The 23,559-nt window shown below is 73.2% G+C and carries 20 protein-coding genes and 1 riboswitch; of the genes, 15 read left to right on the forward strand and 5 right to left on the reverse strand.

Features of this window, described 5'->3' with window-relative positions; all coding sequences use genetic code 11:
• Nucleotides 1-1,392 carry a C39 family peptidase gene (locus tag PS271_RS03180; RefSeq protein ID WP_398379899.1) on the reverse strand — a complete coding sequence of 464 codons (1,392 nt, stop codon included), beginning with the start codon at nt 1,390-1,392 and terminating at the stop codon, nt 1-3.
• A 190-nt stretch (nt 1,393-1,582) separates the two neighbouring features.
• Between PS271_RS03180 and PS271_RS03185 the strand changes: the two genes are divergently transcribed.
• Together PS271_RS03185 and PS271_RS03190 are read left to right on the forward strand one after the other, a co-directional pair.
• Nucleotides 1,583-2,218: a uridine kinase gene (locus tag PS271_RS03185; RefSeq protein WP_398379902.1), complete on the forward strand. Its 636-nt coding sequence runs from the start codon at nt 1,583-1,585 to the stop codon at nt 2,216-2,218.
• A 493-nt stretch (nt 2,219-2,711) separates the two neighbouring features.
• The gene (locus tag PS271_RS03190; protein ID WP_398379904.1) at nt 2,712-4,634 is read left to right on the forward strand and encodes an AAA family ATPase; all 1,923 of its coding nucleotides are present in this window, start codon (nt 2,712-2,714) and stop codon (nt 4,632-4,634) included.
• Between the two features lie 45 nt (nt 4,635-4,679).
• On the opposite strand, the gene PS271_RS03195 is transcribed toward PS271_RS03190, so the two are convergent.
• Complete coding sequence (locus tag PS271_RS03195; RefSeq protein WP_398379906.1) at nt 4,680-6,104, reverse strand: uracil-xanthine permease family protein; 1,425 nt, start codon at nt 6,102-6,104, stop codon at nt 4,680-4,682.
• A 239-nt stretch (nt 6,105-6,343) separates the two neighbouring features.
• On the opposite strand from PS271_RS03195, the gene PS271_RS03200 reads away from it, so the two are divergent.
• On the forward strand, nt 6,344-6,817 hold the full coding sequence (locus PS271_RS03200) for a hypothetical protein (RefSeq protein ID WP_398379908.1): 474 nt from the start codon (nt 6,344-6,346) through the stop codon (nt 6,815-6,817).
• A 219-nt stretch (nt 6,818-7,036) separates the two neighbouring features.
• Here the strand turns inward: PS271_RS03200 and PS271_RS03205 are convergent, their stop codons facing one another.
• Both PS271_RS03205 and PS271_RS03210 read right to left on the reverse strand, forming a co-directional pair.
• Nucleotides 7,037-8,257 (reverse strand): MFS transporter, encoded by a 1,221-nt coding sequence (locus PS271_RS03205; protein WP_398379909.1) that lies wholly within the window; start codon nt 8,255-8,257, stop codon nt 7,037-7,039.
• A 75-nt stretch (nt 8,258-8,332) separates the two neighbouring features.
• Complete coding sequence (locus tag PS271_RS03210; RefSeq protein WP_398379911.1) at nt 8,333-10,717, reverse strand: chitinase C-terminal domain-containing protein; 2,385 nt, start codon at nt 10,715-10,717, stop codon at nt 8,333-8,335.
• Nucleotides 10,718-11,056: 339 nt separating this feature from the next.
• A riboswitch (FMN riboswitch) is annotated at nt 11,057-11,187 on the forward strand.
• A gap of 166 nt (nt 11,188-11,353) precedes the next feature.
• Here PS271_RS03210 and ribD point away from each other — a divergent pair.
• From ribD to PS271_RS03270, 12 genes are all read left to right on the forward strand, one after another.
• Nucleotides 11,354-12,472: a bifunctional diaminohydroxyphosphoribosylaminopyrimidine deaminase/5-amino-6-(5-phosphoribosylamino)uracil reductase RibD gene (gene ribD, locus PS271_RS03215; RefSeq protein WP_398379913.1), complete on the forward strand. Its 1,119-nt coding sequence runs from the start codon at nt 11,354-11,356 to the stop codon at nt 12,470-12,472.
• 2 nt (nt 12,473-12,474) lie between these two features.
• Entirely contained in the window at nt 12,475-13,092 is a 618-nt protein-coding gene (locus tag PS271_RS03220) for a riboflavin synthase (protein ID WP_398379915.1), read from the forward strand.
• Nucleotides 13,089-13,739, forward strand: a complete 651-nt coding sequence (locus PS271_RS03225) for a nicotinamide mononucleotide transporter family protein (RefSeq protein ID WP_398379917.1) — start codon at nt 13,089-13,091, stop codon at nt 13,737-13,739. The genes PS271_RS03220 and PS271_RS03225 overlap by 4 nt, the downstream gene beginning before the upstream one ends.
• Nucleotides 13,740-13,854: 115 nt before the next feature.
• Nucleotides 13,855-15,171, forward strand: a complete 1,317-nt coding sequence (locus tag PS271_RS03230; protein WP_398379918.1) for a bifunctional 3,4-dihydroxy-2-butanone-4-phosphate synthase/GTP cyclohydrolase II — start codon at nt 13,855-13,857, stop codon at nt 15,169-15,171.
• 37 nt (nt 15,172-15,208) lie between these two features.
• Nucleotides 15,209-15,694 (forward strand): 6,7-dimethyl-8-ribityllumazine synthase, encoded by a 486-nt coding sequence (gene ribH / locus PS271_RS03235; protein ID WP_398379920.1) that lies wholly within the window; start codon nt 15,209-15,211, stop codon nt 15,692-15,694.
• Nucleotides 15,695-15,728: 34 nt separating this feature from the next.
• A complete protein-coding gene (locus PS271_RS03240; RefSeq protein ID WP_106675003.1) occupies nt 15,729-15,998 on the forward strand; it encodes a phosphoribosyl-ATP diphosphatase in 270 nt (89 codons plus the stop codon).
• Nucleotides 15,999-16,082: 84 nt separating this feature from the next.
• Complete coding sequence (gene hisG / locus PS271_RS03245) at nt 16,083-16,931, forward strand: ATP phosphoribosyltransferase (protein WP_120758238.1); 849 nt, start codon at nt 16,083-16,085, stop codon at nt 16,929-16,931.
• 41 nt (nt 16,932-16,972) lie between these two features.
• Nucleotides 16,973-17,437, forward strand: a complete 465-nt coding sequence (locus PS271_RS03250; RefSeq protein ID WP_398379923.1) for a PH domain-containing protein — start codon at nt 16,973-16,975, stop codon at nt 17,435-17,437.
• A gap of 226 nt (nt 17,438-17,663) precedes the next feature.
• Complete coding sequence (locus tag PS271_RS03255) at nt 17,664-19,001, forward strand: hemolysin family protein (RefSeq protein WP_398379925.1); 1,338 nt, start codon at nt 17,664-17,666, stop codon at nt 18,999-19,001.
• Nucleotides 18,998-20,113 (forward strand): hemolysin family protein, encoded by a 1,116-nt coding sequence (locus tag PS271_RS03260; protein WP_398379927.1) that lies wholly within the window; start codon nt 18,998-19,000, stop codon nt 20,111-20,113. The genes PS271_RS03255 and PS271_RS03260 overlap by 4 nt, the downstream gene beginning before the upstream one ends.
• A 177-nt stretch (nt 20,114-20,290) precedes the next feature.
• Nucleotides 20,291-21,022, forward strand: a complete 732-nt coding sequence (locus PS271_RS03265; protein ID WP_398379929.1) for a polysaccharide deacetylase family protein — start codon at nt 20,291-20,293, stop codon at nt 21,020-21,022.
• Nucleotides 21,019-21,711 carry a DUF5995 family protein gene (locus PS271_RS03270; protein WP_398379931.1) on the forward strand — a complete coding sequence of 231 codons (693 nt, stop codon included), beginning with the start codon at nt 21,019-21,021 and terminating at the stop codon, nt 21,709-21,711. Before PS271_RS03265 ends, PS271_RS03270 begins: the two co-directional genes overlap by 4 nt.
• An 85-nt stretch (nt 21,712-21,796) precedes the next feature.
• Here the strand turns inward: PS271_RS03270 and PS271_RS03275 are convergent, their stop codons facing one another.
• On the reverse strand, nt 21,797-23,497 hold the full coding sequence (locus PS271_RS03275; protein WP_398379933.1) for a flavin monoamine oxidase family protein: 1,701 nt from the start codon (nt 23,495-23,497) through the stop codon (nt 21,797-21,799).
• Between the last annotated feature and the right edge of the window lie 62 nt (nt 23,498-23,559).

Consider the following 23,559-nt stretch of genomic DNA (forward strand, 5'->3'; position numbering starts at 1 on the left):
TCAGCGGATCCCCAGCTCCTGGAGCGCCCGGCGCTGCTGCTCCTCCGGCTCGGCGGGGAAGTAGAGGTAACAGACGCCGCCCGAACCGCTCCTGACCTCGCCCTGGGCGTTGCGGCGCTTGGTCCGCAGCCAGATGTTCTCGAACTGCCGCCGCTTGTAGACCCGCCGGACCGCCGCGTCCGAGGGGCTGTTCGGGTCGTTGACGACCACGTCGCCCTGCGCCGTGAAGCCGACGACGCACATCAGGTGGCCGGCGGTGCCGTAGCCCGCGCCGTCGAGCTCGGCGGCGAGGAAGGACTGGGAGGTGATGACGGGGATCCGCGCGCGGATCAGCTTCTCGGCGTCGCCGAGGGAGCGCAGCCGTGTGATCACCGCCTGCATGTCGCGGTACGTCGCCGCGTAGGCCGCGTTGAAGGGCCAGTTGCCGCACCCCTTGTACTGGTAGTCGTAGGTGAAGCGGGCGGCGTGGCAGACCTGCGGGTCGGCGTAGTCGCGGTTGACCCAGGCGAGGTCGGCGGCCGTGGGCTTGCGGCCCCAGTACTCCAGGACCATCTGCGAGGAGGTCGGGCTGCACCACGCCTCGCCGCCGTTGTCGTACTCGGGGTACTGCCCCTTGTGGATCTCCTGCGAGTAGCGCGGGACGTGCAGCTCGTGTCCGGCACCGGGCCCCGGCACGGAGGCGGGCACGGTGAAGCGGTCGGGGAGGTCGGAGCCCATCACGCCGAGCCGCCGCACGGTGGGGGTGAGCCGGGTGCCCGGCTTGCGGAAGAGGGTCAGGCGCAGTTCGTACGAGGCGATGCGCAGCCCGGTGGCGGGCTTGCTGATGGCGAGCGTGTCGGTGTTGACGCTGCTGCGGCCGTCGCCCTGGCCGTCGACGGAGGTGCGGCGGATGTCGCCGGGGCCGTCGCCGGCCGTCCAGCGGCCCATCACGTACCAGGGCGTGCGGGTCCCGTCCGAGTACCTGCCGCGCACCTCGGTCTGGAGCCACGTGCCGGCGGGCGCGTCGGCGTTCCAGGACGCGATGACCTCGCTCGCCGGGGCGGGCGGGGCGTGGACCGGGGACGTCCAGGTGGCGTACTCCCAGGTGGCCTTGGCGCCGGTGTGCGGGTCGCTGTACTCCCTGGTGCCGGCGGGGCGGTCGATGACCAGGCCCGCCCGGTGGCCGCCGGCGGGGCGGGTGCCCTCGGCGGTGCCCCGCTGCCAGTCCTCGTCCGAGGTCCAGGCGTGGTAGTCGATGTGCGCCGAGCCCGCGCGGGAGGGCCCCGAGGACCCGGAGGAGGCGAAGGCGAGCGGCGAGGAGGAGGCCGCGAAGGAGGTGGCCGCCGCGGCGCCCAGGGCGGCGGCGAGCACGGTGCGGCGGGGTGTGGGTCTGCCGGGCATGCTGCTGGACATGGCGCTGGTCCCCCAGTCGTCTGCGGACGGGGCGCGCGGACGGGTCCGCCGCGCGCCGGTGCGTGCCAGTGATTCCCCGTACGGCCGGTTGCGATACCGGCGGCCTCGGGGATGGGGCCGTTGGGGGGCCGCCCCGGGGCGGCACAGCCGTCAACACGACTCCCCTCGGGTCCCGCCATAGGGTGGTCCGGTGCACGCCCACCCCCTTCACGGCCCCCACGTCCCCGCCTCCTTCGGCGACCTCGCCCCCTGGCTGCTGACGCTCCCTCCGTCCCTCGGCCCCGTACGGCTGGTGGCCGTGGACGGGCACGCCGGATCGGGGAAGAGCACGTTCAGCGCGCGGCTCGCGGCCGCGCTCGGCGGAGCGCCCGTCGTGCACCTGGACGACCTCGCGACGCACGAGGAGCTGTTCGCGTGGACGGACCGGCTGCGCGCGCAGGTACTCGCCCCCCTGTCCCACGGGGAGACGGCGCGCTTTCGCGCGTACGACTGGGTGGAACGGCGGTTCGCCGCCGGGCGGGAGGTCGCCCCGGAGCCGGTCGTGCTCGTGGAGGGCGTCGGGGCGGGGCGCCGGGCGCTGCGCCCGCACCTCGCGTCACTGCTGTGGATGGAGTTGCCTCATGAGCGCTCCTGGGAAAGGGGTCAACTCCGTGACGGCGTAGAGCTGTCCGATTTCTGGGACGGCTGGATGCGGGCGGAGCGCGCGCATTTCGCCGCCGATCCGACGCGCCCGTACGCAGAACTGCTGATTCTTCAGCGGGACGGGGGGTACGAGGTGCTGCCGGGGCCGCGCGGGACGGCCCGGACGGGCCCCGGACGCGCCTGATCATCACACTGCGTGAACGACTTCGGGCGGCCCGGCCGGCATCCCGGCCGGATCCCCGGATACTGCACCAACTCCGCTTGACCGACGGGGCGTACAGGACTTACGTTCTCATTGTGCGGCCGCTGGAGGCCGCCCGCGGACGCGAAGCCCCCGGTTGTTCCCCCGTGATCGGGGGCTTCGTACCACTCCGGAATCCTCCTTTTGGGCACTTTGCTCCACCGAGCCCCTCACCCTGGGTGACCATCGCACGGAGCGGTCCGCCGCGTCTTCAAGAACGCCTTTCCCGCCGCCTCTCGCCGCCGTCCGCGGCGAACTGCGGTGCCGCACCCTTCGGCCCGGACCAACGGCGCAGGTACGATGCGACTCGGTGCACCTATCGGCGGGTGCACTGGCACACACTGGTCAACTCCCGTCCACAGCACAGCGGTTCGGCAAGGCGTGCCCGGCACTCGCCGGGCAGCACGCTACGGGGGCACGGTTTGTGGGGGACGTGATGGATTTCGGCATGCAGGGCTCACCCGCCCCGGCCGATCTCGCCTGGCTGCGCGCCGTCGACGCCTACACCATGGGCGCGTACGCACAGGCCGAGGAGGAGTTCCGGGCCGCGGTCCGGGCGGACCCCGGCATGGCGGACGCCTGGCTGGGCCTGCACGCGCTGCGTGCCGACACCACGACCGCGCTGCTGCGCATGTACCGCCACCGGGACCGCTTCGGCGAGCAGCGCACGCGCCACCGGCGCACCCTCAACTCCTGGTACTGGCTGGGCTGGTGGGTGCAGCCCGTGCTGGAGACCGGCCGCGACCTGCTCCTCGCGCACGCCTCGCACTGGCTGGACGGCCGTCACGTACCCGAGCTGGACCGCGCGCTGGCCGGCTGCCCGCCCGTCGAGACCGACCCCCAGGCCCGCTTCCTGCACGCCTGCCGCGCCTACCTCGTCAAGGACTGGGAGCAGCTGCTGCGGCACACCGAGCCGCTCCTGGACGATCCGCTGCTCGGCATCGAGGCCGGCCTGTTCGGCGGCATGGCCCGGGTGCGGCTGGAGATGTACGGGCAGGCCGAGCCGCTGCTGTCCGCCGCGCTGATGCGCTGCCGCAGCGAGCAGCCCCAGCGCAAGGAGCTGCGCTACTGGCTCGCGCGCGCCCACGAGGGCACCGGCCGCAGCGCCGCGGCGCTCCCCCTGTACCGCGCCGTGCACCGCGTGGACCCGGCGTTCATGGACACGTCGGCGCGGCTCACCGCCATCGCCGACGGGGACGGCCTGGACCAGGAGCTGGACCTGTCGCCGGTGCCGCTGGGCGGGTCCGGCGAGGAGCCGGCCGCGCCGCCCCCGCCCGCCGCCTACGCCGACGCCGCGGCCGACGCCCCGGACCTCCTCGACGGCCGTGACGTGCTCACCGGCACGGACCCCGGGCCGGCCGGCACCGTACAGGCGGACGCCGGGCCCGACGACATACGCCGGAAGGTCCGCGTGCCCGCCCAGCCCGGCGGGAAGGCCGTGGCCGGGCCCTCCGACCCCGTCCTGCTCGCCAAGGCCCTCGCCGAGCTGGAGCGGATGGTCGGCCTGGAGCCGGTCAAGCGGCAGGTGCGGGCGCTCTCCGCGCAGCTGCACATGGCCAGGCTGCGGGCCGTCCAGGGCCTGCCGGTACAGCCCCCCAAACGGCACTTCGTCTTCTCCGGCCCCTCGGGCACCGGCAAGACCACCGTCGCCCGGATCCTCGGCCGGGTCTTCTACGCCCTCGGGCTGCTCGGCGGGGACCACCTGGTGGAGGCGCAGCGCGCGGACCTCGTCGGGGAGTTCCTCGGCCAGACCGCGGTCAAGGCCAACGAGCTGATCGACTCCGCGCTCGGCGGGGTGCTCTTCGTCGACGAGGCCTACAGCCTCTCCAACTCGGGCTACTCCAAGGGCGACGCCTACGGCGACGAGGCGCTGCAAGTGCTGCTCAAGCGCGCCGAGGACAACCGCGACCGCCTGGTGGTGATCCTCGCCGGCTACCCCGAGGGCATGGACCGGCTGCTGGCCACCAACCCCGGCCTCGGCTCCCGCTTCACCACCCGCGTCGACTTCCCCAGCTACCGCCCCGCCGAACTCACCAGCATCGGCGAGGTGCTGGCCGCGGAGAACGGCGACAGCTGGGACGAGGAGGCCCTGGAGGAGCTGCGCAGCATCAGCGCGCACGTGGTCGCGCAGGGCTGGATCGACGAGCTGGGCAACGGCCGCTTCCTGCGCACCCTGTACGAGAAGAGCTGCGCCTACCGCGATCTGCGGCTGTCGGGCTATCCCGGCACGCCCACGCGCGACGACCTGGCGACGCTGCGGCTGCCGGACCTGATGCAGGCCTACGGGGAGGTGCTGTCGGGTCCGGGCTGGGGCGCGCGGCGGGACGGGTCTCGCGACCCGCAGGATCCGGCGACGTAACGGCGAGAAGGCACGACGGCGCGCACCGGCGGTGCCGAAGCCGCCTTACCCCGCTTCCTTCTCCCCCGCGGCAGCGGCGTCCGCGGCAGCGGCGTCCGCGGCAGCGTCGTAGCTGCTCGTTCCCTCGTCCAGCAGGGGTTCCTGGGCCTTGAGGTGGGCCGGGGCCAGGGCGCGCAGGACGTGGTAGCCGGAGAGGACGACGATCGTGCCCAGGGCGATGCCGCTGAGCTCGAAGTTGGAGCTGATCTTCAGGCTGACACCGCCGATGCCGATGATGACGCCGGCCGCGACGGGCACGAGGTTCAGCGGGTTGCGCAGGTCGACCTTGTTGTGGACCCAGATCTGCGCGCCGAGCAGGCCGATCATGCCGTAGAGGATGACGGTGATGCCGCCGAGCACGCCGCCGGGGATCGCGGCGACGACCGCGCCGAACTTCGGGCAGACACCGAACAGCAGGGCGAAGCCGGCCGCGGCCCAGTACGCGGCGGTGGAGTAGACGCGGGTGGCCGCCATGACGCCGATGTTCTCGGAGTACGTGGTGTTGGCGGGGCCGCCGACCGCGGTGGAGAGCATGGTCGCGAAGCCGTCCGCGGAGATCGCCGTGCCCAGCTTGTCGTCCAGCCGGTCGCCGGTCATCTCGCCGACGGCCTTGACGTGCCCCGCGTTCTCGGCGATGAGCGCGATGACGACGGGCAGCGCCACCAGCGCGGCGGACCAGCCGAAGCTCGGCGCGTGCAGCGACGGCAGGCCGATCCAGTCGGCCTTCGAGACGCCGGACAGGTCCAGGCGCCAGTGGTCGACCGCCTCAGGTCCGCCGTTGACCGAGTGGATCTTGCCGAAGAGGCGGTCGAAGAGCCAGGAGACCGCGTAGCCGAAGAGCAGCCCGAGGAAGATCGCGACGCGCGACCAGAAGCCGCGCAGGCACACCACGGCGAGGCCGGTGAAGAGCATCGTCAGCAGCGCCGTCCACTGGTCCTGCGGCCAGTACGTACGGGCCGTGACCGGCGCCAGGTTGAAGCCGATCAGCATGACCACGGCGCCGGTGACCACGGGCGGCATCGCCGCGTGGATGATGCGCGCCCCGAACTTCTGCACGACCAGGCCGCTGAGCAGGAGCGCCACGCCGACCACGAAGATCGCGCCGGTGACGGCCGCGCTGCCGCCGCCCTGCGCCCGGATGATCGCGGCGACGCCGACGAAGGAGAGGCTGCATCCCAGGTAGCTGGGCACCCGGCCGCGGGTGGCGAGGAGGAAGAGGATCGTGGCGACGCCCGACATCATGATCGCGAGGTTCGGGTCCAGGCCCATGAGGACCGGGGCCACGAACGAGGCGCCGAACATCGCGACCACGTGCTGGGCGCCGAGCCCGGCGGTGCGCGGCCACGACAGCCGCTCGTCCGGCCGGACGACGGCGCCCGGGGCGGGGGTGCGCCCGTCACCGTGCAGGGTCCAGCGCACGCCGAGGCCCATGGATGCTCCCGAAAGGTCGAGTGGGGGGTGATCCGGTTCATGCTAAGCCGGGCCGGACGGTGCTCCGGTCCACCTCCCCCGGGGCGGTAGGCCACGGACCGGCCGCCGGAACCGCGGGGTGTGCTGCAACCGGCGCAATCGATCGCCCGTAGGACTGTATGACCGGCTTCTCATGCTTTTCTCAGCTCCGTGCACGGTATCGGTGCCATTGTCCGATTCCTGCAACTCAGGAGACACATATGCGTAAGCTCGCCGGCCGCGCAGCGGCCGCTGCCGTCATCGCCGCCGTCGCCATCGTCCCGGCCGCCGGGATGGCACAGGCCGCCCCCGCCACGCCGGCGGTCCAGGCCTGGGACCACGACCGCGACGACGATGACGACCACGGCCGCGACCACGGCCGTGACCACGGGCGCGACCACGGTCGCGACCGTGACTGCGACCACGGGCGCGACCACGGCCGCGACCACGACCACGGCCGCCACCACCACGGTGGCTGGGGCCACCACGACCGCGACGACTGCGACCACGGCTGGGGCTGGGACGACTGGGGCTGGGGCGGCGGCTGGGGCGGCGGCTGGGGCGGCCACCGCGGCGGCCACGGCGGCTGGGGCTGGGACGACTGCAACCGCAGCTGCGGCGGCCACCACCACGGCGGCTGGGGCGGCTGGGGCGGCTGGGGCGGCGGCTGGGGTCTCCTCGGCGGCATCCTCTAACCGCAGCAGTAGCGCAACACAACCACGGCACGGGCTGTGGCGACGGACCCTCGTGGTCCGCCGCCCGGCCCGTCCGGCGTTTCGCCCTCCGGGCGGGTGGCCGTGAACGTACGCGAAGCCATAGGCAGCACGGCCCGGAGGGTCACCGCCGCAACGGAGCAAAACCACGACGTGGCGGCCCTGCGGTGCCGGACCGGGCCCGCCGGATCGGATCCGGCCTCATTCCGTCTTCGACGGCGCCCGCAGGAACGCAGTCGTCACCGCCGTTCTCTCCGGCGTGCGCAGCACCCCCGCCCCCACCACCAGCCCCACCGCCAGCGCCGTCACCAGGCCGAAGGACGCCACGAGCGAGCCGGCCCGGGCGATCTGGCCGATGGCCGCCGGGGCGACGAGCCCCGACGTGTACGTGATCGTCGCGACGCCCGCGATGGCCCGGCTCGGCGCCGGCCCGCTGCGCCCCGCCGCCGCGAAGGCCAGCGGGACGACGACGGCGACGCCCACCCCGAGGAGGGCGAACCCGGCGATCGCGGACGGCGCGCCCTGCGCCGTGACCACCAGGAGCCCGCCGGCCGCGGCCAGCACCCCGCTCGCGCGGACGGTCCGTACGGGCCCGAAGCGCCGCACGGCCGGGTCGCCCGCGAAGCGGGCGAGGGCCATCGTGCACGTGAAGGCCGTGGTGCAGGCCGCGGCCACGCCCGGATCGGATCCGATGACGTCCCGGAGGTAGACGGCCGACCAGTCCAGGCTCGCGCCCTCGGCGAAGACCGCGCAGAAGCCCACGGCGCCGATGACCAGCGCCGCGCGCGGGGGCAGCGTGAACCGGGGCGGCGGGTGCTCGTCGCCGGCGGCGCGCAGGTCGAGGACCCAGTGGCAGGCCGCCGCGCCCAGCACGGCCAGCACCGCGGCCGCGCAGCCCAGGTGGACCCGGGCGTCGAGGTCCGCGTGCGCGGCGACCGTGCCGGCGGCCGACCCCGCGAGCGCGCCCGCGCTCCACATCCCGTGCAGGCCCGACATGATCGAGCGGCCCAGCCGCTCCTCGGTCTCCACGCCGAGGGCGTTCATGGCGACGTCCGCTATGCCGGCCGTCGCGCCGTAGACGGCGAGCACCCCGCAGAGCGCGGGCAGCCCCGGCGCGAGGGCGGGCAGTGCCAGGGAGGCGCACCACAGCACCAGGAGCAGGCGGAGCGCGGCCCGGGAGCCGAGGCGGTGGCTGACGCGGCCCGCGAGCGGCATGGCGCACGCGGAGCCGACGGCGGGCAGGACGAGCGCGAGGCCCAGCGCCCCGGAGCCGAGGTCCAGGTGGCTCTGGATCCAGGGGACGCGGGTGGCGAAGCTGCCGGTGACCGCGCCGTGCACGGCGAACACCGCGGCCACGGCGAACCGTGCCCGGCGCAGCCGGCCGTCGTCGGTGCGGCCCGTGTCCCCTTCTCCGGCGCCCATGGGCCGACATCCTTCCGGACGGGGCCCGCGCGGGTCGACCCCCCGCGCGGGCCCGCCGACCGTGCACGGCCGGGTTCAGCAGGCGCCCTGGTCCTGCCACACCCCCCATTCGCCGGTGGTGCCGGGCTCGTCGCCCTGGGTCCACCACTTGGCCTTCCAGGAGTGGGACTTCCAGGCGACGGTGGCGCCGCCGTTGTAGACGGCCCCCTTGTCCCACTGCGGTGCGGTGCAGGTGCCGCCGGTCGGTTTGCCGGTGGGGGTGCCGGTCGGCGTGCCCGTCGGGGTGGGGGTAGTGGTGCCGCCGGGGTCGACGACGGTCGTCCCGCGGGCCAGGTCGCCGGCGAGGGCGTACGTCTTCCCGCCGAAGGTCACGCTCCAGTTCGAGGGGGTGGCCGCGGGCAGGTAGTAGACGTAGTCGAGGTCCGCGGAGGCGCCGGGAGCGAGCGGCTGAGAGGCCGGGAGCTTCACGGAGACCCGGTTGTAGTCGCCCTTGAGGCCGCCGATGTTGTTGCCGGCGGTGTGGTCGCTGCGGATGACCTTGAGCCCCCAGCCCGACTGGTCCTTGGCGTTGCCGGGCGCGGAGTTCCCGTAGTCGAACTGGAATTCCGTGCCGCCGGGCAGGGTGGCCTTGGTCCGGTTCGTGAGGTGGATCTTCGGGTTGATGGGGTAGTTGCTGTCGCCGAGCGGGAAGTTCGTGAGGCTGACGTCGATGTCGAGCGCCTGTGCGGGCAGGTCGGTCGTCGCGCGCCGGGCCCCGTAGGCGGGCGCGCTCTTGAACGCGTCGTCCATCGCGGTGGTGAGCGTGCTGCCGGGTTCGTACTGGCCCTTGGCGGCGTTCCAGCCGTAGTCGCCGGCGAGTTCCCAGATCATGGTGCCGCCGAGGCCCTTGTCGACGACGTACTGGGCCTTGGCCTTGGCCGACTGCTCGTCCTCGGTGGAGAGGAAGACCTTCTTCTCGGCGTTCCAGAGCCAGGGCGCGGTGAGCGTGGCGTCGTAGCTGCGGACGTAGGTGCCGGTCAGCTTGGTGCCGGCCGGGAAGCCGTACCGCGCGGCGTAGTCCCCGACGACGCCCTTCTCCAGGTTCTTCGCGTGCCACATCGGGTTGGAGCCGGCCGGGGACTCCTTGCCGTCGTCGTCCTTGTCGTGCCAGAGGTTGTCGATGCCGACGGCGCCGTCGCCGCAGGTGGTGAGGCCGGATCCGGCCGGGCAGGACGTGGTCTTCGCCGTGCCCCACAGGCCGTTCGTGCCGCCGGTGACGTTCTTCCAGCCGCGCGTGTAGTACGGCAGGCCGAGGTTGATGCGGCCCGGGGGCAGGGCGCCGCGGAAGTAGTGGTACGCCCAGTCGCCGTTGAGGTAGCCGATGCCGCCGTACTGGGCGGTGGTGTAGACGCCCCACTTGGCGAGTTCGGCGTCCTTTCCGTCGTCGTAGAGCGCGGCGTTGGGCCCGACGAATTCGTTCCAGGCGCCGTGCAGGTCGTACGACATCACGTTCACGTAGTCCAGGTACTGCGTGGACTGGTACGTCTCCATTCCGCGCAGCAGATATCCGGAGGAGGGCGCGGCGACGGAGAGGAGGTAGTGCTTTCCGTCGGCCGCCCCGGCCTTGTCGAGCTTTTGCCGGAGCGTCTTCATGAGGGCCGCGTAGCCCTTGTTGAGCCCGCCGCGCCGGGCGTTGGCGAGGGCCCAGTCCTTGGGGTTGCCGGCGTCCTTCATCGACGTCGGGTATTCGTAGTCGATGTCGACGCCGTTGAAGCCGTACGTCCGGAGGAAGGAGACGGCCGAATCCGCGAAGGTGTCGATGCCGGCCTGGTTGACCGAGCCGTCGGCGTTCGTGGCCGTCTTGTAGAAGCCTCCGGAGTCGACGCGCTTCCCGTTCTCGTCGAGGTAGCCGCCGGTCTCCGCCCAGCCGCCGACGGAGATGAGGGTCTTCACGCCGGGGTGCTGCTTCTTGTACGTGGTCAGGAGGTTGAAGTGACCCTTGTACGGCAGGGCCGGGTCCATTTCGGCGCCGGCGACGCCGGGCCAGGTCATGCCGGTCGCGGGGTTGGACGGGCCGTCCGCCCCGACGGAGATCTTGTCGTCGGGTCCGACGTGCGCGAAGGCGTAGTTGAGGTGGGTGACCTTGTCCCAGGGGATGTCGGGGACGAGGTAGGCGGGGGTGCCGTCCTTGCCGGTGCGCCAGCCCGTGAAGTAGCCGATGACGCGGCGCTGGTGGCCGGCGCCCATCTTCTCGCGGCCGGCGGAGTCGTAGACCGAACAGTAGGGGACGTCGGTGCCGGGGGTGGCGTAGAGGCCGTCCGGGCGGCAGGCGGCGTTGTCTTCGGCGTACTCGGCGTGCGAGGCCGTCGCGGCCAGGGTGCCCACGAGCAGCCCGGCCAGAGCGGTGCCCGCCGACGCGAGGGCTGCGCTCCTGCGGGCGCGGGATCTGAGGTGGCTGAGGGGTCTCTTGCGGAACAACACGATCGGGTCCTCCAGTGGGGGGCTCAAAAGAGCGGTGCGTGGGGGGTGTGCGACGTGCTGTGGCCCGTGGTGCGCGCGTACCGCCGGGCCGTACTCCTCGGAGGTGTGGCAGAGGTTAAGAGGACTAGACCAGTGCGTCAATAGGTACGGACCAAGTCCGGGAACCGGAGCCCGAAGCTCCACCGCGGCCGCCGCGGGAGCGCCGTCGCGAGCCGTGTCCAGTGCGTCACATCGCCGTGGACACCGCGCCGCGGCCCGGCGTAGGCTCGTTCCGTCGACCAGCGGTTTCGAGAAGCCGCCGGCCGACCGCATGTAGCATGACCTGACATTTACGAAACGCAGCGCACTCCGGGGTCGGTGAAAGTCCGAACCGGCGGTTACAGTCCGCGACCCGTCCGCAGCCAGCGGCCGGTTGACCAGGTGAAATTCCTGGACCGACGGTTAAAGTCCGGATGGGAGGCAGTGCGCGGCGGGCACGCATCGGCACACCGTCGCAGGTGGCGGCCCCTTCATCGGGCGCCCCTCCCGTACGGCTCCGTCAGGGGCCGTGGTGTCCCCCGCTGTGGCGTACCCGCTTCATATCGTCGTCCCGTACGACAGCCCCGGAGTCCGTGCCCGAAGAGGCAGGAGGACCCGGTGGCCACCGCGACCGAAGCAGACGCGATGCGACGCGCCCTTGCGCTCGCCGCTCGCGCCCTTGGCGCGACGAGCCCCAACCCCGTCGTCGGCTGCGTGATCCTCGATCCGCAGGGCGCCGTCCTGGGCGAGGGCTGGCACCGCCGGGCCGGCGGGCCGCACGCCGAGGTCGAAGCCCTCGCCGCGGCGTCCGCCGCGGGCCACGACGTGCGCGGCGGCACCGCCGTCGTCACCCTCGAACCCTGCAACCACACCGGTCGCACGGGCCCCTGCGCCCAGGCCCTGATCGACGCCGGCGTCGGCCGCGTCGTCTACGCCGTCGCCGACCCCACCGGCAACGCCACCGGCGGCGCGGCCGCCCTGCACGCCGCCGGCATCGCCACCGAAGGCGGCCTCCTCGCCGACGAGGCCGTCGCCGGCAACATCGCCTGGCTCTCCTCGGTCCGCCGCGGGCGCCCCTTCGTCACGTGGAAGTACGCCGCCACGCTCGACGGGCGCAGCGCGGCCGCCGACGGCACCAGCCGCTGGATCACCTCGGCCGCCTCCCGCGCCGACGTCCACCGGCTGCGTGCCGAGGCCGACGCGGTCGTGGTCGGCTCCGGCACCCTGCGCGCCGACGACCCGCACCTGGCCGTACGCGGAGAGCTCCTCGAAGGGGGCGCCGCGGTGCAGCCGCTGCGCGTCGTCGTCGACACCCACGCCTCCGTCAAGCCCGGCGCGCGCGTCCTCGACGACGCGGCCCCCACCCTGATCGCCGCCGGCGAGGACGCGGACACCGGCCACCTCCCGGGCGTGGACGTCGTCCGCCTGCCCCGCGCCGGGGCCGGCCGCGGCGGGCTGGACGTGCCCGCGCTGCTCACCGAGCTGTACGGGCGCGGGGTCCGCTCCGTCCTGCTCGAAGGCGGCCCCGCCCTCGCCGGCTCCTTCCTCGCCGCCGGCGCCGTGGACCGCGTCGTCGGCTATCTCGCTCCCGCCCTGCTCGGCGCCGGGCCGGCCGCCCTCGGCGACGCCGGCGTCGGCACCATCGCCCGGGCCCTGCGCCTCGAGGTGACCGACGTCGCCCGGCTCGGGCCCGACCTGCGGATCACCGCAGTCCCCACCGCCCCTGAGGAGAACTGACAGTGTTCACCGGAATCGTCGAAGAACTGGGCGAGGTCGTCTCCGTCGAGAACCTCGGCGACAGCTCCCTGTTCCGGCTCCGCGGCCCGATCGTCACCGAGGACGCCAAGCACGGCGACTCGATCGCCGTCAACGGCGTGTGCCTCACCGTCGTGGAGACCGCCGGCGGCGAGTTCACCGCGGATGTGATGGCCGAGTCGCTCAAGCGCTCCAGCCTCGGCGCCCTCGTGCCGGGCTCGCGCGTCAACCTCGAACGCCCGATGGCGCTCGGCGGCCGTCTCGGCGGCCACCTCGTCCAGGGCCACGTCGACGGCACGGGCACGGTGCTGGAGCGGATCCCCGGCGAGCACTGGGAGATCGTGAAGATCGGCCTGCCGGCGGAGCTCGCCCGCTACGTCGTCGACAAGGGCTCCATCACCGTCGACGGCATCAGCCTCACCGTGGTCGAGGCCGGGGACGACTTCTTCACCGTCAGCCTCATCCCCACCACGCTCGAACTGACGACGCTCGGCATCAAGCAGCCCGGCGACCTCGTCAACCTCGAGGTGGACGTCCTCGCCAAGTACGTCGAGCGGCTGCTCGGCGGCGGCGCCGGCCAGGCCGGGGGCCCCGTCGCATGAGCGCCCTGAACTGGCTCACCGCGGAGGCGTTCAGCGCCTTCGGGCAGCACGTCATCTGGTCCGACCTGATCGGCAACAGCATCGGGCTCGCCGCCCTCGCCCTCGGCTGGCGGCGCTCCATATGGACCTGGCCCGTGCAGTTCCTCTCGGGCGTCGTCCTCGTCGCGGCCTACGCCTCCGCGCACCTCAGCGGCGGGGTCGGCAAGCAGCTCCTCGTCATCGGCGTGGCCGTGTGGGGCTGGCGGCAGTGGCACCGCGGCAAGCAGGAGGCGCAGGACGGCTCCATCGCCGTCCGCTTCGCCACCTGGCGCGAGCGCGCGGCGCTGCTGGGCGGCACGGCGCTCGGCACCCTCGCCGTGGGCGGCCTGTTCACGGCCCTGCCGGAGCTGTCCTGGAACCCCTGGCCGGACGCGTACATCTTCGTCGGCACGCTCGCCGCGATGGTGGCCCAGGCCCGCGGGCTGATCGAGTTCTGGGTGGCCTGGCTGCTGGTCGACGTCGTGGGCGTCCCGCTCGCCTTCAGCAGCGGCCTCGCCTTCTCCGGCCTGGTCTACGTCTTCTACCTCGCCCTCGTCCTGTGGGGCATGCGCGACTGGTGGCTGCGTTCCCGTACGGGCGCTGCCGCACTGGAAGGAGCACTCTCGTGAGCGACGCACGGGCGGCCGCCGGGCTGCAGCCGACAACGAAACCCGCACCTCTGCGCCGCCCGGGCGGTGGGGGTGCCCCCGGGCGAAGCCTGGGGGAGAACAAAGGAGTAGGGGTATGACCGTCCTTGATGCCTTCGCCCCGGTCGGTGAGCTCGTCCTCGACCCCGTCGAGCGTGCCGTCGCCGACATCGCCGCCGGCCGGCCCGTCGTCGTCGTGGACGACGAGAACCGCGAGAACGAGGGCGACCTCGTCGTCGCCGCGGAGAAGGTCACCGCCGAGATCGTCGCCTTCATGATGAGCGAGTGCCGCGGGCTGATCTGCGTACCGCTGGAGGAGGACGACGTCGACCGGCTCGACCTGCCGCAGATGGTCGCGGACAACACCGAGTCCATGCGCACCGCCTTCACCGTCTCCGTCGACGCGTCCCGCGCGCACGGCACGGACACGGGCATCTCGGCCGCGGACCGGGCGGTCACCATCCGGCTGCTCGCCGACCCGGCCGCCGTCCCGGGCGACTTCGTCCGCCCGGGGCACGTCTTCCCGCTGCGCGCCAAGCCCGGCGGCGTCCTGGTCCGCAACGGCCACACCGAGGCCGGGGTCGACCTGGCCCGGCTGGCGGGGCTGCGGCCCGCGGCCGCGATCGTGGAGATCGCCGGCGAGGACGGCGCGATGCTGCGGCTGCCGGAGCTGGTCCCGTTCGCCCGCAAGCACGGCCTGTCGATCATCTCCATCGAGGACCTGATCGCCCACCGCCGCGCCGTGGAGGCGTCGGCCGCCGAGGCGCCCGGGGCCCCCGCGGTGCCCGGCGTGCGCCGCGAGGCCGTGACGCGGCTGCCCACCGCCTTCGGCGACTTCCGCGCCCACGGCTACCGCTCGGCGGCCGACGGCGTCGAGCACATCGCCCTGGTGGCGGGCGACCTCGGCGACGGCGAGGACGTGCTGGTGCGCGTCCACTCCGAGTGCCTGACGGGCGACGTGTTCGGCTCGCTGCGCTGCGACTGCGGCCCGCAGCTCCAGGCGTCGATGGAGCGCATCGCCGCCGAGGGCGGCGTCGTCCTCTACCTGCGCGGGCACGAGGGCCGCGGCATCGGCCTGCTGCCCAAGCTGCGCGCCTACGAGCTCCAGGAGGACGGCCGCGACACGCTGGACGCCAACCTGGAGCTGGGCCTGCCCGCGGACGGCCGGGACTACGCGGCGGGCGCGGAGATCCTCGCCGACCTGGGCATCCGCTCGCTGCGGCTGATGACCAACAACCCCGGCAAGAGCGAGGCCCTGGCGCGCCACGGGCTGACCGTCACCGGCCGGGAGCCCGTGCCCGTCCAGGCCGGGGAGCACAATCTGCGGTACCTGCGCACGAAGCGGGACCGCATGGGCCACGACCTGCCCTGGCTGGACGGCGCGCACGCCTCCGCCTGCGACACCAACCAGTGACCGGTACCGGAACACACCGAACGAGGAGAGTGGAAGAGTGAGCGGCAAGGGCGCCCCCGAGCTGAGTGTGAAGAACTGCCAGGACCTGCGGGTGGCCGTGATCGCCGCGCAGTGGCACGAGAAGGTCATGGACGGCCTGGTCGACGGCGCCCTGCGCGCGCTGCACGACCTCGGCATCGACGAGCCGACGCTGCTGCGGGTGCCCGGCAGCTGGGAGCTCCCCGTCGCCGCGAAGGTCCTCGCGGGCCGCGGCTACCACGCGATCGTCGCCCTCGGCGTCGTCATCCGCGGCGGTACGCCCCACTTCGACTACGTGTGCCAGGGCGTCACCCAGGGCCTCACCCAGGTGTCCGTGGACACCGGGGTGCCGGTGGGCTTCGGCGTCCTCACGTGTGACGACGACGAACAGGCCCTGGACCGGGCCGGCCTGGAGGGCTCGAACGAGGACAAGGGCCACGAGGCGGTCACCGCCGCGGTCGCCACCGCGGTGCTTCTGCGCTCGGTGTCCGAGCCCTGGCACTGACGGCGGGGGCGGACCCCGTAGGGTAGGACGCACCATGTCCAAGAAGACGTTCGAGGAGCTCTTCGCCGAGCTCCAGCAGAAGGCCACCGGCGATCCCGCCGTCTCCCGCACCGCCGAGCTGGTGGGCAAGGGCGTCCATGCCATCGGCAAGAAGGTGGTCGAAGAGGCCGCCGAGGTGTGGATGGCCGCCGAGTACGAGGGCGCCGACGCCACCGCCGAGGAGATCTCCCAGCTGCTGTACCACGTTCAGGTGATGATGGTCGCCCGCGGGATCTCGCTGGACGACGTCTACGCCCACCTCTGATCAGCACCACTGCATCACCGCTGCATTACCGCACCACCCTGCACATCCCCCGCACCAGCCTCACGCACAAAGGAAACCGACCTCATGCTGCGCATCGCCGTTCCCAACAAGGGTTCTCTCTCCGAGCCTGCGTCGGCGATGCTCCATGAGGCCGGCTACCGCCAGCGCAAGGACCGCAGGGAGCTCGTGCTGGTCGACTCGGCCAACGACGTCGAGTTCTTCTTCCTCCGCCCCCGCGACATCGCCGTCTACGTGGGCTCCGGCAAGCTCGACATCGGCATCACCGGCCGTGACCTGCTGCTGGACTCGGGCTCGCAGGCCGAGGAGATCATGCAGCTCGGCTTCGCCGGCTCCACCTTCCGCTACGCGACCCGCCCGGGCACGGCCGAGGACGTCAGCGAGTTCGGCGGCATGACGGTCGCCACCTCGTTCTCCGGCCTGGTCACCAAGCACCTCGCCGACAACGGCGTGGACGCCTCCGTCGTCCACCTCGACGGCGCGGTCGAGACGGCCATCCAGCTCGGCGTCGCCGAGATCATCGCGGATGTCGTGGAGACCGGCACCACCCTGCGCAACGCCGGCCTGGAGATCATCGGCGAGCCGATCCTGGAGTCCGAGGCCGTCGTCATCCGCCGCTCCGGCGCGCCGGCCGGCGACCCGAAGGTCCAGCAGTTCCTCCGCCGCATGCAGGGCGTCCTCGTCGCCCGCCGCTACGTGATGATGGACTACGACATCCGCGTCGAGCACGTGGAGCGCGCCGTCGCGCTGACCCCCGGCCTGGAGTCGCCGACCGTCTCCCCGCTGCACCACGAGGGCTGGGTCGCGGTCCGCTCGATGGTCCCGTCCAGCGACGCCCAGCGCATCATGGACGAGCTGTACGAGCTGGGCGCCCGCGCCATCCTCACCACCAACATCCACGCCTGCCGCCTCTGACCGGCCCGGCCCCTCCCCACCCAGCGAGAGCCACCAGCGACGTGTCCACGCCCGTATCCCCGTCCGGCCTGCCCGGGCTCCCGGTCACCTTCCGCCCGACCCGCACCCGGGTCGTGCTGATGGGCCTGGGCACCGCCCTGCTCGTCGTGCTCACGGCGGTGTCCTTCCTGCTCGACACGGCGACGGCCGGGGACCGGGCCTCCTTCATCGGCACCGGCCTGCTGGTCTTCGCGTTCCTCGCGCTGCTCAGCCGGCCCAAGGTCGTCGCCGCGCAGGACGGGGTCACGGTGGTGAACCTGACCACCAAGCGGCGGCTGGAGTGGGCCCAGATCGTCCGGGTCACCCTGCGCCCGGGCGACGCCTGGGTCCATCTGGACCTGTCCGACGGCACGACCCTGCCGGCCATGGGCATCCAGCCCGGCATCGCCAAGGACCGGGCCGTCGCCGACGCCCGGGCGCTGCGGGCCCTGGTGGAGGAGCACGGCACGGGCAGCTCCGCCACCTGATCACCTGATCGCCACCTGATCGCCGGCAGGCAGGCCCGGCGGTGGGCGCGGTTCCTTGATTACTCTGGTGCCCACGGGCACACACGTGCCCCGTCCCGCACGAGGAACCGGCCGTGGCACCCGCACGGCCCGCGGGACACCTGCGACCCGAGGAGTGACTCCCTCCGGCAATGGACGGATCGTCCTGTAGTACCCGCGCCGCCGCCCGCATCGTGGAGGCGGCGGCATGAGCATCACCGTGTCCCTGCTGCTGCTCGCGGCAGCGCTCCTCCTCATCCTGGCGAACGGCTTCTTCGTCGCCGCCGAGTTCGGTCTGGTGACCGTCGAGAAGCCGGAGGCCGAACGGGCCGCGGCCGGCGGCGACCGCCGGGCCCGCACCGTCGCCGCCTCCCTGCGCGAGCTCTCCTTCCAGCTCTCCGGGACCCAACTCGGCATCACCATCACCTCCTTGGTCGTCGGCATGCTGGCCGAGCCGGCCCTGGGCCGGCTGCTCACCGGGCCGCTGGCCGCGGCCGGGCTGCCCGCGGGGGCCGCGCCCGGCGCGGCGGTCGTGACCGGCATGCTGGTGGCGTCCGCGGTGCAGATGGTCATCGGGGAGCTGGTGCCCAAGAACTGGGCGGTCTCCCGGCCCTTGCAGGTCGCGCGGTTCGTCGCCGGGCCGCAGCACGCCTTCGCCCACTTCTTCCGGCCCGTGATCACCCTGCTGAACGCGGTCGCCAACCGGCTCGTCCGGGCACTCGGCGTCGAGCCCGCCGAGGAGCTGGCCTCCGCCCGCACCCCCGGCGAACTCGTCTCCCTGGCCCGGCACTCGGCGCGCGCCGGCGCCCTGGAGCAGGACACCGCGGACCTGTTCGTCCGCACCCTCTCCCTCGGCGACCTCACCGCGCAGCACGTGATGACGCCCCGCGTGAAGGTCAGCGCGCTGCAGTCCTCGGCGACCGCCGAGGACGTCCTCAACCTCACCCGTGCCACGGGGCTCTCGCGCTTCCCGGTCTACCGGGAGCGCCTGGACGACATCGTCGGCATGGTCCACCTCAAGGCCGCCCTCGCGGTCCCGTCCGGCGAGCGGCTGCGCACGCCGGTCGGGCGGATCTCCGTGCCGCCGGTGCTGGTGCCGGAGACGCTGCCGGTGCAGCCGCTGCTGGAGCAGCTGCGCAGCGAGCAGCCGATAGCCGTGGTCGTCGACGAGTACGGCGGCACGGCGGGCGTGGTGACCCTGGAGGACATCGTCGAGGAGCTCGTCGGCGAGGTCCGTGACGAGCACGACCACGAGGACGCCGACCGGCCCGAACTGGCCCCCGTGGCCTGCGAGGACGGGCGGGCGGCGTGGGAGGCCGACGGCGGCTGCCGGGTCGACGCCCTGCGCCGCATAGGCCTGGAGGCGCCGGACGGGCCGTACGAGACGGTCGCCGGTCTCGTCGCGGACCTGCTGGGCCGCATCCCGGCGGCGGGCGACGCCGCCGAGCTGCCCGGGTGGCGGATCTCGGTGCGCCGGGTCGCCCACCACCGGGCCGAGCGGGTGCGCTTCGCGCGCGCCCTCGCGGGCAGGGGGGAGGCGCGATGAGCGTGCTGCAACTCCTCTTCGCCGCGCTGCTGGTGCTCGCCAACGGCTTCTTCGTGGGCGCCGAGTTCGCGCTGGTGTCCGTGCGCCGCAGCCAGATCGAGCCGAAGGCGGCCGCGGGCTCGGGGCGGGCGCGTACGGTCCTGACCGGCCTGGAGAGCCTGCCGCAGATGATGGCCGCCGCCCAGTTCGGCATCACGGTCTGCTCCCTGACGCTCGGCGCGGTCGCCGAGCCGACGGTGGCGGCGCTGCTGGAGCCGGTCTTCGAGGCGGTGCGGATGCCCGCCGGGCTCATCCACCCGCTGGGGTACGTCATCGCGCTCGCGGTCGTGGTCTTCCTGCACCTGGTGATCGGCGAGATGGTGCCGAAGAACCTGGCCATGTCGGCGCCCGACCGGGCGGCGCTGTGGCTGGGGCCGGGGCTGGTGGCGTTCGCCCGGGTGTGCAGGCCGGTCACGCGGCTGCTGGGCGCGTGCGCGCACGGCGTGCTGCGGCTCTTCCGCGTCGAGCCCAAGGACGAGGTGGAGGCCGTCTTCACCAGTGAGCAGCTGACGCACCTGGTGGCGGACTCGCGCCAGGCGGGCCTGCTGGAGCGGGCCGAGCAGCAGCGCCTGGAGGACGCGCTGGGGCTGGGCAGCCGCCTGGTCACCGACGTGCTCCTCGACCCGGCGTCGCTGGTCACGGTCGACCCGTCCGTCACGCCCCGGCAGATCGAGGAGCTGACGGTGCGGACCGGCTACTCCCGCTTCCCGGTGTGCGCGGCGGGCGGCGCCGTCATGGGCTACCTGCACGTCAAGGACGTCCTGGACCTGGAGGACCGCGAGCGCGCGGTGCCGCAGCGGGTCTGGCGGCGGGTCGAGACCGTCCGGGCCGAGCTGCCGCTGGACGACGCCCTGACCGTGATGCGCCGGGCCGCCTCCCATCTGGCGGCGGTCACGGACGCGTCGGGGCGGGTGCTGGGCCTGGTGGCGCTGGAGGACGTGCTGGAGAAGCTGGTGGGCGAGGTCCGCGACCCGGCGCACCGCCGCGCTCCGGTGCCGTCGGTGGCTCCGCGCTCCCGGCTGGCGGACCCGCGCGTCCCGGAGGAGCAGGAGGCGGAGGCCATGGCGGGCTGAAGGACCGCCGGTCGGGCGCCGTATCGCCTCGGGCCGTGCCCGCGTTGAGCCGGTATGAGACCTTTCACCGGACCGGTTCCGCGCGGGCCGCTCGCCCTTGCGGCGCTCCTTTCGGCTCTTCTGGGGATGCTTGCGGGGGTGCCGTCGCGCCCGGCTCACGGGGCGCAACCGCGCCCCGTGAGCGAGCTCTTCGGCAAGGAGGTCAGGCTCCTGCCGGAGTCCCGGCCGCTCGTCGCGCTGACGTTCAACGCGGCGTGGGACGAGGCCGGGATCGGCGACGTCCTGGCGACGCTCCGGCGGGAAGGGGTGCCGGCGGCGTTCTTCCCGACCGGGCGGTTCGCCGAGCGGCATCCGGGGGCGGTGCGGGCGATGGCCGCGCAGGGGTTCGGGCTCGGCAATCATTCGTACAGCCACCCGCACTTCGACCGGCTGGACCCCGAGGAGACGGCCGCGGAGGTGCTGCGGGCGGACCGGGCGATCCGCGCGGCGGGGCGTACGGAGCCGCTGCCGTTCTTCCGCTTCCCCTACAGCGCGACCACGCCCCGCGGGATCGCGGCGGTCAACGCACTGGGCTTCGCGGACCTCGAGTTCACGGCCGACACCAAGGGCTACCTCGGCGCCTCGCGCGGCATGACGGTGGACGAGGCGGTGCGGCGGGCCCTGGACGCGCTGAGGCCGGGAGCGGTGATCCAGATGCACGTGGGCAGCAAGGACGGCGGGCCGGTGCTCGACGCGCTCGCGCTTCCGCGGATCGTCGCGGGTGCGCGGGCGCGGGGGTACGGCTTCGCGGACCTGCGCGCTTACGCCGGCGGGGCATATGCCGGGAGGCCCTGCCCGTTCATCCGTTCCGGTCAACTACCGCACCCGCCTCCCTACTCTGCGTATTCGCGTGTCACTCTGTGTGCATGACGCTGACTTGGGCGAAGCCCGCGGCGCCGGCCGGGATCGAGGACGTGCTGGCGCAGATGCGGATGCTGGACGGAGCGCTCCCCCCGCGGGACGGGGTGCATGTCTTCAACCGCGTGTATCTGTCGGTCACGCAGCGGGTCGGGGAGCAGGCGGAGGCCGGAGGGTTCCGGGAGGGAGCGGCGGCCACGGAGCTCGCCGTGCGGTTCGCGGCGCGCTATCTGGCCGCCGTCGACCACGTGGCGGCGGGCCGCCGGCCGCCCGCGTGCTGGCGGCCGCTGTTCCAGCTGCGCGGCCATCCGGCCGTCCGGCCGCTGCAGTTCGCCCTCGCGGGCATCAACGCCCACATCGGGCACGACCTCGCGCTGGCCCTCGTCGACACGTGCCGGGCGCTGCGCCTCCAGCCATACGCACTGGAGGCGGACTTCGACCGGGTGGGCGGCCTGCTGGTCGCCATGGAGGAGCGGATCCGGGAGGACCTCATGCCCGGCCCGGATCTGCTGGACGTCGCCGATCCGCTGACGCACCTGGTGGGTTCGTGGTCCCTGCAGGCGGCGCGGCGCGGGGCGTGGGCGTCCTTCCGCGCACTGTGGGCGGTGCGCGGGCTGCCCGACGTGGCGGAGGAGCTGACCGAGCGGGTCGACGCGAGCGTCGGGCTGGTGGGGCGCTGCCTGCTCACGCCCCTGGGGTGAGGACCCCCGGCTGGGGGGCCGGGGGTCCTCGGTCCGGGGAGGCCGCGGAGGCCGGGGAAGCCTCCGAGGCCCTGGAGGAAGGGGCTCAGTCCTCCGGGAGCTCGACCGGCGCGAGCTCGTCGTAGCGGTCGCCGGGGCCCGGGTTCGCCGGGTCGGTCTCGCCGCCGAACTGGTGCATGACGCCCCACACGGCGTTGAGCGCGGTCTGCACGGCGCCCTCGGCCCAGCCCGCCGTCCAGGAGATGTCGTCGCCGGCGAGGAAGAGCCCGCGCTTGTCCTCCGGCAGGCGGTCCTGCATGAAGTGCGTGAACAGGCGCCGCTGGTAGCGGTAGTGGCCGGGCAGGTTCGCCTTGAACGCGCCCATGAAGTAGGGCTCGTTCTCCCAGGAGACGGTGACCGGGTTGCCGATGATGTGCTTCCGGATGTCGACCTTGGGGTAGATCTCGCCGAGCGACTTCAGCATGACCTCAAGGCGCTCGTTCGCGGACAGCGGCAGCCACTTGAGGCTGTCGTCGCACCAGGTGTACGAGAGGCAGATGACGGCCGGCTTGTCGGGCCCGTCGTCCAGGAGGTAGGTGCCGCGCGTCATCCGGTCGGTCAGCGTCATCGACATGACGTCCCGGCCGGTCTCCTCGTCCTTGTCCAGCCAGAACGGCCGGTCGACCGGCACGAACAGCTTGGAGGACTCCATGTAGTGCGTGCGCTCCATCGCCGTCCAGTGGTCGATGGGGAACAGCGAGTCGTCGCAGGCGATCTTCGACAGCAGCATCCACGACTGGGCGGTGAAGACCGCCGCCTTGTACGTACGGATGTCGCCGGTCGCGTCGGTGACCGTGATGCCGTTGCCGGCCGTGCGGTGCAGGCGGGTCACGGCCGGGCGCGGGTCGCCGCCGTGCAGCGAGGACAGCGAGGTGCCGGGCGCCCAGTGGACGATCTTCTGCGGCTCGCGCTCCCACAGCCGCTCCGGGAGCTGCTGGCTGCCGCCGACGATGCCGCGGTGGTGGTCGTCCGCCTCGGTGTAGACGACGCGCAGGATCTCCAGGATGGAGTTGGGGAAGTCGGTGTCCCAGCCGCCCGTGCCGAAGCCGACCTGGCCGAAGATCTCGCGGTGCCGGAAGGACTTGAACGCCTCCGACTCGCACAGGAAGCCGTAGAAGGTCTGGTTGTCGAGCTTCTCGACCAGCTTCGCCCAGATCTCCCGGATGCGCGGCACGTCGCGCTCGCGCAGGGCGCGGTTCATGTCGGAGAAGTCCGCGCCCTCCTCCAGGCAGGCGTTCCACGCGTCGGCGACCTCGCGGTAGACCGGCGGCAGGTCGTCGATGGTCTTCGCGTAGTGCGACTCGCCCTTGAGGTCGACGACGGTCGACGGGGTGTCGGGCGCCAGCGGGTTGGGGAACGGCTTGGTCTCCAGGCCGGCCAGGTCGATGTAGTACTGCAGCGCCGTGGAGCTCGGCGGGAAGCGCATCGCGCCCATCTCGGCGGTCAGCGAGGGGTCACAGCCCTCGAAGCCGACGGTGCGCAGCCGGCCGCCGATCTTGTCGGCCTCGTAGACGACGGGCTTGAGGCCCATCTTCATCAGCTCGTAGGCCGCGATGATGCCCGACAGGCCGCCGCCGATGACGGCGACCTCGGTGCCGTGCTCGGTCGCCGGTATCTGACCGATCCCGGCCGGGTGGGCGAGGAAGTCGTCGTAGGGGAACGGGAAGTCCGGGCCGACCATCGTGATCGGCGGCAGGACCGGCTCCGACGGCTCGTCGTGGGCGGCGTTGGGCACCATGGACGTCATCGGCTGAACTCTCCTGCGGAAGTGGGGGTTGCGGCTCTGGGGCGGCGCGGGGCGGGGCGGTG

This window comes from Streptomyces sp. SCA2-17, assembly GCF_044336695.1.

Bases quoted from the DNA above. Each gene is read 5' to 3' on its own strand.
- PS271_RS03195 (WP_398379906.1), bottom strand. From the start codon at position 6,104: ATGGGCCTCGGCGTGCGCTGGACCCTGCACGGTGACGGGCGCACCCCC.
- PS271_RS03255 (WP_398379925.1), top strand. From the start codon at position 17,664: ATGAGCATCACCGTGTCCCTGCTGCTGCTCGCGGCAGCGCTCCTCCTC.
- PS271_RS03205 (WP_398379909.1), bottom strand. From the start codon at position 8,257: ATGGGCGCCGGAGAAGGGGACACGGGCCGCACCGACGACGGCCGGCTG.
- PS271_RS03225 (WP_398379917.1), top strand. From the start codon at position 13,089: ATGAGCGCCCTGAACTGGCTCACCGCGGAGGCGTTCAGCGCCTTCGGG.
- PS271_RS03240 (WP_106675003.1), top strand. From the start codon at position 15,729: ATGTCCAAGAAGACGTTCGAGGAGCTCTTCGCCGAGCTCCAGCAGAAG.
- PS271_RS03190 (WP_398379904.1), top strand. From the start codon at position 2,712: ATGGATTTCGGCATGCAGGGCTCACCCGCCCCGGCCGATCTCGCCTGG.
- hisG (WP_120758238.1), top strand. From the start codon at position 16,083: ATGCTGCGCATCGCCGTTCCCAACAAGGGTTCTCTCTCCGAGCCTGCG.
- PS271_RS03270 (WP_398379931.1), top strand. From the start codon at position 21,019: ATGACGCTGACTTGGGCGAAGCCCGCGGCGCCGGCCGGGATCGAGGAC.
- PS271_RS03230 (WP_398379918.1), top strand. From the start codon at position 13,855: ATGACCGTCCTTGATGCCTTCGCCCCGGTCGGTGAGCTCGTCCTCGAC.
- PS271_RS03275 (WP_398379933.1), bottom strand. From the start codon at position 23,497: ATGACGTCCATGGTGCCCAACGCCGCCCACGACGAGCCGTCGGAGCCG.
- PS271_RS03200 (WP_398379908.1), top strand. From the start codon at position 6,344: ATGCGTAAGCTCGCCGGCCGCGCAGCGGCCGCTGCCGTCATCGCCGCC.
- PS271_RS03260 (WP_398379927.1), top strand. From the start codon at position 18,998: ATGAGCGTGCTGCAACTCCTCTTCGCCGCGCTGCTGGTGCTCGCCAAC.
- PS271_RS03180 (WP_398379899.1), bottom strand. From the start codon at position 1,392: ATGTCCAGCAGCATGCCCGGCAGACCCACACCCCGCCGCACCGTGCTC.